The 5,869-nt window shown below is 73.9% G+C and carries 7 protein-coding genes; 2 read left to right on the plus strand and 5 right to left on the minus strand.

Annotated features, from left to right (window positions below; genetic code table 11):
• Positions 1 to 40 precede the first annotated feature (40 nt).
• Together ABZ914_RS44680 and ABZ914_RS44685 are read right to left on the minus strand one after the other, a co-directional pair.
• Positions 41 to 508: a DUF8820 family protein gene (locus ABZ914_RS44680; RefSeq protein WP_500200780.1), complete on the minus strand. Its 468-nt coding sequence runs from the start codon at positions 506 to 508 to the stop codon at positions 41 to 43.
• Positions 509 to 519: 11 nt separating this feature from the next.
• Entirely contained in the window at positions 520 to 1,581 is a 1,062-nt protein-coding gene (locus tag ABZ914_RS44685) for a DUF6745 domain-containing protein (protein WP_500200781.1), read from the minus strand.
• Between the two features lie 331 nt (positions 1,582 to 1,912).
• Between ABZ914_RS44685 and ABZ914_RS44690 the strand changes: the two genes are divergently transcribed.
• Positions 1,913 to 2,491: an arylsulfotransferase family protein gene (locus tag ABZ914_RS44690; protein ID WP_500200782.1), complete on the plus strand. Its 579-nt coding sequence runs from the start codon at positions 1,913 to 1,915 to the stop codon at positions 2,489 to 2,491.
• A 34-nt stretch (positions 2,492 to 2,525) separates the two neighbouring features.
• Here the strand turns inward: ABZ914_RS44690 and ABZ914_RS44695 are convergent, their stop codons facing one another.
• The 3 genes from ABZ914_RS44695 to ABZ914_RS44705 are packed head-to-tail and all read right to left on the minus strand — an operon-like array spanning position 2,526 to position 4,755.
• On the minus strand, positions 2,526 to 2,927 hold the full coding sequence (locus tag ABZ914_RS44695; protein ID WP_190865006.1) for an RNA-binding S4 domain-containing protein: 402 nt from the start codon (positions 2,925 to 2,927) through the stop codon (positions 2,526 to 2,528).
• A 39-nt stretch (positions 2,928 to 2,966) separates the two neighbouring features.
• Positions 2,967 to 3,917 carry a 1-acyl-sn-glycerol-3-phosphate acyltransferase gene (locus tag ABZ914_RS44700; protein ID WP_500200783.1) on the minus strand — a complete coding sequence of 317 codons (951 nt, stop codon included), beginning with the start codon at positions 3,915 to 3,917 and terminating at the stop codon, positions 2,967 to 2,969.
• A 1-nt stretch (position 3,918) separates the two neighbouring features.
• On the minus strand, positions 3,919 to 4,755 hold the full coding sequence (locus ABZ914_RS44705; RefSeq protein ID WP_500200784.1) for a patatin-like phospholipase family protein: 837 nt from the start codon (positions 4,753 to 4,755) through the stop codon (positions 3,919 to 3,921).
• Positions 4,756 to 4,865: 110 nt separating this feature from the next.
• Between ABZ914_RS44705 and ABZ914_RS44710 the strand changes: the two genes are divergently transcribed.
• Positions 4,866 to 5,486 (plus strand): RBBP9/YdeN family alpha/beta hydrolase, encoded by a 621-nt coding sequence (locus tag ABZ914_RS44710; protein ID WP_500200785.1) that lies wholly within the window; start codon positions 4,866 to 4,868, stop codon positions 5,484 to 5,486.
• The last annotated feature ends 383 nt before the right edge of the window (positions 5,487 to 5,869 follow it).

The raw sequence follows: 5,869 nt of genomic DNA on the forward strand, positions 1-5,869 counted from the left end.
TCATGGGCCGCCATGACGACGGCACGCCGCGACTCGGCGGTCAGTCGGCGACGAAGCGCATCCCGCCGCGGCGGCGGTCGTGCTCGCGCTGCCGCCGGACGACGTACGTCCCCGGAGCGCAGCCCGACGCGCCGTGCTCGGGATGCAGCAGGTAGACGACCTCCGTGGCCGTGAACACGCCGATCGCGAGGAGGGTGTCGTCGAACACGGTCGCCGTCCAGCGGCAGGTGCCCGGCTCCGCGACGAGCGTGTGCGTGTTGCCGCCGGCCTCGGCGCGCAGCAACTCGACGCCCTCCGGTGGGACGTCCCGCCAGCGGCTGGGGAGGCCGAACCCCGCCGGCTCGTCGGGCGCGGGCCGCACCGCCGGCGCGACGGCGTCCAGCGGGATCACGATCAGGTCGCCCTGGGCCTGGAGGCCGTCGACGACGGGGATGCGCATCGACCGCTCCAGATGGTCGAGCACGGCGACACCGGTCTGCCGGGAAAGGGACGCGAGGGTCTGTTCCATGGTCATCACCTTCAGGTTCGGCGGGCGAGGAGGGAGTACTGCTCGGCGGACAGCCCGTACGTCCAGGCCGCCGCGGCGACCGGGTCGGCGATCGCGCCCGGCACGGTCAGCCCGTACCGGCGGCGCCGCCCGTCGCGCTCGACCGACCCGTTGACGGCCAGCAGCACGCGGGTGTCCGGCCGCATGTCGTAGAGCCGCAGCTCGGAGCCCGGGTTGCCGGGGTCGGGCGCGGCGCCGACGAGCCGCAGGCCGGCGCCCTCGATGTAGGCGGGCCAGCCGAGGCGCTCGATCGCGCACCGCCGGACCTCGACGTTCGCCTCCCGGTCGATGCGCTCCGGCGACGGGTCGCCGACCACCCAGGACGGCACCGGGGTGCCGTGCCAGACGTGCACGTCCCAGCCGTCGGCGTAGCGGATCGCCGGGCCGTCCGGGGCGTGCAGGCGCACCTCGCCGTCGTCCCCGCACGGCTCGGTGCGGACGGCGACGGGCCGCTCGGACACCGCGCACACGTCCTCGTACGGCCACCACCAGCCGGCCGACGTCAGCGCGGCCCCCCACAGATCGAGGGCTCTGACCTGCTCGGACGTGAACGGAACGCCCGCGACCCGGCGCATGACGTCGTAGTAGGCGAACCAGGAGACGCACAGCCTTTCGTACCAGGTGGCCGCCGCGCGCTTCGGGTCGTGCGCCGCACGCGCGGCCATCCCCAGCGTGTCCCGCACCGAGCGGGCCAGCGAGACCTGCACCTGCTGCCGGAACAGGCCGGCCAGGCCGGAGCTATGCCCCCTGATCACGTCGTCGAGGTCGAGGCGCAGGCCGAGCGCTGAGGCGGCGAGTGCGCGCGCGGCGGGCCCGTCGAAGACGTGCGGCCCGTCCGGGCGCGGGCGCATGCCGGGCGGGACGGTCTCGAAGGCCGCGAGCGGCGAGGGAACCCAGTGGAAACGGGGCGGATCGAGTCCGGCCAGGCGGTAGAGGCCGGAGATGGCCGCTTCGGCGGCCGGACGGTCGGCGGACCGCGCGGACAGCGCCCGGCCCAGCCATTCATCGCGGATGGCGGCAGCGTCCCGCTGCACGGCTCCGCTCATCGGATGCGGGCGGCGACGCCCCTTTCATCGATCATGCCCGCATGGTGACAGACCCCCGCCCGCCCTGTCCACAGGCTTCCAGCCCGTTCCACATCAAGGCGCCCAAGCGCCCGACACCTCGCACCCGGCGGGCCGCCGGGAACCTCTCAGGGTTCTTTCACCGAACTCTGAACCGGGGGACGTAGACCGGCCGTCGCCTCTGGGCTGCTGTTCCGTCGCGCCGTTCCGCGGCACCGACCAGGCCGACGCCCTCATCGTCGACGACGACGGCGAACCGGTATGGTTCCGCGGCTCGAACGACCTCGTCACGGACCTGCGCGTGCAGACCTACAAGGGCGACCCGGTGCTGACCTACTGGGAGGGCGCGCGGCTCACCGGAGGGCACGGCGCCGGCAACGGGATCGTCCTCGACCGCACCTACAGCAAGATCGCCGAGGTCCGGGCCGGGGACGGCATGGACGGCGACCTGCACGAGTTCCAGCTCACCGACCGCGGCACCGCGCTGCTCACCGCGTACCCCGAGGTGACCGCGGACCTGCGGCCGATCGGCGGCCCCCGCGACGGGACCCCGGTCATGGAGATGACCGGGGCCGGCTCCTACCGCGCGTACCGCTCGCCCTGGTCCGCGCGGCCCGCGGCGGCACCGGCCGTCGCCGTCGCGTCGGTGTCCGGCGGCCGGATGCGGGTGCACGTCAGCTGGAACGGCGCCACCGACGTCGCGGCCTGGCGGTTCCTCACCGACGCGGACGCGGCCCGCCTCACGGCCGCCGCGACGGTCCGGCGCACCGGATTCGAGACGGCCGCCACGATGCCCGTCGCGCCGCGCGACGTCGCCGAGGCGCTCGCCGCGAACGGCGGCGTCATCGGCCGGTCCGCCGTCCAGGCCGTCAGCGTCTGAGCCGCGCCGCGCCGGGGACCGCCGCGCGGCCGGGTCAGTCCGCCGGGGGCCGGCTCAGCGTCGAGTTCAGCGCCCGCAGCCGGTCCAGCTCGCGGCGGTCCCGCTTGGTCGGGCGCCCCGCACCCCGGTCGCGGCGCCCGATCGGCACCAGCGCCTCGCGCGGCGGCGGGGGCGGGCTCTTGTCGATCAGGCACTCGGCCGCCGCCGGCGCCCCCACCCGCTTGCGGACGATCTTCTGCACGACCACGATCCGCTCCCGGCCGTCGTGCCGCAGCCGCACCTCATCGCCGATCTTCACCGCGGTCGCCGGCTTCGCCCGCTCGTCGTTCACCCGCACGTGCCCCGCGCGGCAGGCCGTCGTCGCCATCGACCGCGTCTTCAGCAGCCGGACGGACCAGATCCACAGATCGACCCGCACCGTCCCCTCGTCCGCCATGCCCTGGAGTCTATTGACCGCGTCAACGGCTTATCGGGATCACCGGTTCGCCGTGATCCACGCGTCCGCGCGCTCCCACTGCGCGTACAGCCAGTTGATCCGCGCCTCCCGCCCCTCCGGGACGTCCTCGGCGGCGATCCGCCACCACCGCGCGCGGACCGGCTCCGTCAGCGGCACCCGCCGCCAGATGTCCCGGACCGAGGCCATCCGATCGAGGCCCACGTGCGCGACGAACACCACGTCCGCGCCGGGCGCCGCGTCGATCGCCGCGAGGACGCCGCCGGGACGCGGCGGCATCAGGTTCCGCATCCGCGCCGCCCGGACCGCGTCGCGCCGCCGGTGCCGGCGCGCCAGCCGCCGGATCGCCCGGCGCCGCCGCTCCGGCGAGAAGTTCCCGCCCTCCGGGAAGATCAGCAGCGCGTCCCGCGGCCCGAGGCCCTCCGCCAGCCGCCCGATCCGCTCCGTCGCGCCGCCGCGCCCCACGAACACGTTCGGCAACCGGTTCGCCGCGATGTCGATGCACGGATCCAGCTGCAGCTCCCCCTTCATCACCACCCGCGGCCGCCGCCGGTACCCGGTCAACAGGTGATGGACGAGGATCAGCGCGTCGCCCGGCCCCGCGTGCCGGCTGAGGACGATCACCGGCCGGTCCGCGTTCGCCCCGTCCCCGCTCCCCTCGTCCTCGACCCGCAGCCCGAGCCGCCGCCCCGCCACCGCGTACAGGCCCGCCACGTAACGGCGGATCACGTCGTAATGCCGCTCGTCGCGCCCGCGCCCCGTGCACCACAGCCACGCGCACTCCAGCACCGCCGCCGACTCCCGCGTCCCCCACGCCAGCGCGAACCACAGGAACCGGACGACCCGCCTGCGCCTCCTCCCGAACAGCACCCCGAAGAACCACACGACGGGGAAGGCGACCACCACCAGCAAGGTCAGCAGGAACAGCACCGGCGTGCAGACCAGACGCCGGACGACGGGGGGAGGCACCATCTCACACCTGCTCTTCGAGATACCTCATCGACGCCGCGTAGGCCCGCTCTATATGCCCCGCGATCCCCGAGGCGTCCCGGTACCGCATCTGCGAATAGTCGACGCCCGCCTTCTGCCGCTTCCCGCCCGCCGGCAGGACGTGCACCTCCAGCCCGTCCGGCAGCGCCGCCATCTCCTCGAAGAACCGGTGCCGCCGCGCGATCTCGAACGCCACCATCCCCACCTCCCACGGCCTCCGCGGCGGCACCAGCGCCCGCTCGACCCGTCCCACCTGCAGCACGTAGATCCTCGTCGCGCCCAGCGACACCGCCCGCCCCACCGGGATGCTGTGCACCAGCCCGCCGTCGAAGTAATGCCGCCCGTCCACCTCGACCGGCGGCAGCAGCCCCGGCGCCGCGCACGACGCCAGCACCGCCGGGATCACCGGCCCCTGCGAGAACCAGTGCCCCATCGCAGTCTCGATCCCCGCCGCGACGCACTGGAACGGGACCGCCATCTCCTCGAACTCCCGCACCGGCAGCATCCCGTCCAGCATCCGCCGCAGCGGCTCCGCCGAATGCAGATGCGTCCCCGACCGCGCAAGCGTCCACAACCGCTCCCACACCCGCGCCCCGAACACCTCCCGCGCCGCGTCGTCCGACCACACCCCGGTCAGCCGCCCCACCGCCGTCTCCGGGTCCGCCGCGACGAACGCCCCGTTCAGCGCCCCGATCGACGTCCCCACCACCAGGTCGGGCCGCACCCCGGCCTCCTCCAGCGCCCGCAGCATCCCCACCTCGTGCGCGCCGAGCACGCCCCCGCCGCCCAGCACGAACGCCGTCCCGCCCGTCTCCGCCACCGTCCCTCCTTAGCCGCCCCCGTTCATCCCCGAAGAAATCAACCCAAATCAGGCCCGCCTTGCCGCCGGCTTGACTCTCACACCGATGTGAGGCCCTACCGTCCCGTGGCATGACGACCCCGACATCCGGGCGGCGCGCGTCGATCATCCACGGTTACGGCGCCACCCCCGCGGACCACTGGTTCGGCCGGCTCGCCGAGCGGCTCCGGCAGGCCGGCGTCCCCACCACGATCCCGGCCCTCCCGACCCCCGAGACACCCGACCCCGCCGAGTGGACGGCCGCCGTCCGCGCCGACGTCGGCACCCCCGACGAGGGCACGGTCATCGTCGCGCACAGCCTCGGCTGCCTCACCGTCCTGCGCTACCTGCGCGCGCTCCCGTCCCCGTGGCGCCTCGGCGCCCTCGTGCTCGTCGCCGGTTTCGTCGACCCGCTGCCCGCACTCCCCGAACTGGACGCCTACATCGCGGACGGCTGCGACGTCGAGGGCCTCGCCGCCCACGTCGACCGGCTCACGATCCTCCGCTCCGACGCGGACCCGTACGTCCCGACCGGCCACACCGACCGCCTCGCACGCCTGCTCGGAACGACCGCCGAGATCGTCCCCGGCGCCGGCCACTTCCTGGCCTCCGACGGCATCACCGACCTACCCCAGGCCCTGCAGGCCCTGCCGGGCATAGGGGCCAGCGGGGCCAGCGGGGGCACCACGAACGGGGCGGCTGCCACGGCCTGAAATGATCAGAGCGGGAGGTCGTCTATGCGCCTGCGCGTGACTCCGCTCCTGGTCTGCACCAGCCCGGCGATTCGGATCCACAGGCTGTGGATAGAGACTGAGGGCTTCCTTAGGGCGCCGGGCATCGAACACTCTTAAGGCTGAAGCAGCACAAGGCACATTAGGCAATCATTATCTTTCTCGTTCGAGTGATGAACGTGGAAGCGTTAGCGGCGGCGGCCTTGCGCTAGGCCATCGCATTGACCTTGATCGGGTATCGGACGGGCCATGTAAGGGTCTTGCGATAAACGGCGAGAGGGGTGTTCGGGTGGTGGGGTGGCGCTTGCGTACGGGGCCGCCCCTCCAAAGTCAAGGGCGCCTTCGGCGTCGCTTCGCGATGGACT

The organism is Spirillospora sp. NPDC046719, assembly GCF_040645715.1.
Classification (GTDB): domain Bacteria; phylum Actinomycetota; class Actinomycetes; order Streptosporangiales; family Streptosporangiaceae; genus Spirillospora.

Excerpts from the sequence above, each read along its gene's own strand:
- ABZ914_RS44700 (WP_500200783.1), bottom strand. The coding sequence starts at position 3,917 with ATGGTGCCTCCCCCCGTCGTCCGGCGTCTGGTCTGCACGCCGGTGCTG.
- ABZ914_RS44710 (WP_500200785.1), top strand. The coding sequence starts at position 4,866 with ATGACGACCCCGACATCCGGGCGGCGCGCGTCGATCATCCACGGTTAC.
- ABZ914_RS44695 (WP_190865006.1), bottom strand. The coding sequence starts at position 2,927 with ATGGCGGACGAGGGGACGGTGCGGGTCGATCTGTGGATCTGGTCCGTC.
- ABZ914_RS44680 (WP_500200780.1), bottom strand. The coding sequence starts at position 508 with ATGGAACAGACCCTCGCGTCCCTTTCCCGGCAGACCGGTGTCGCCGTG.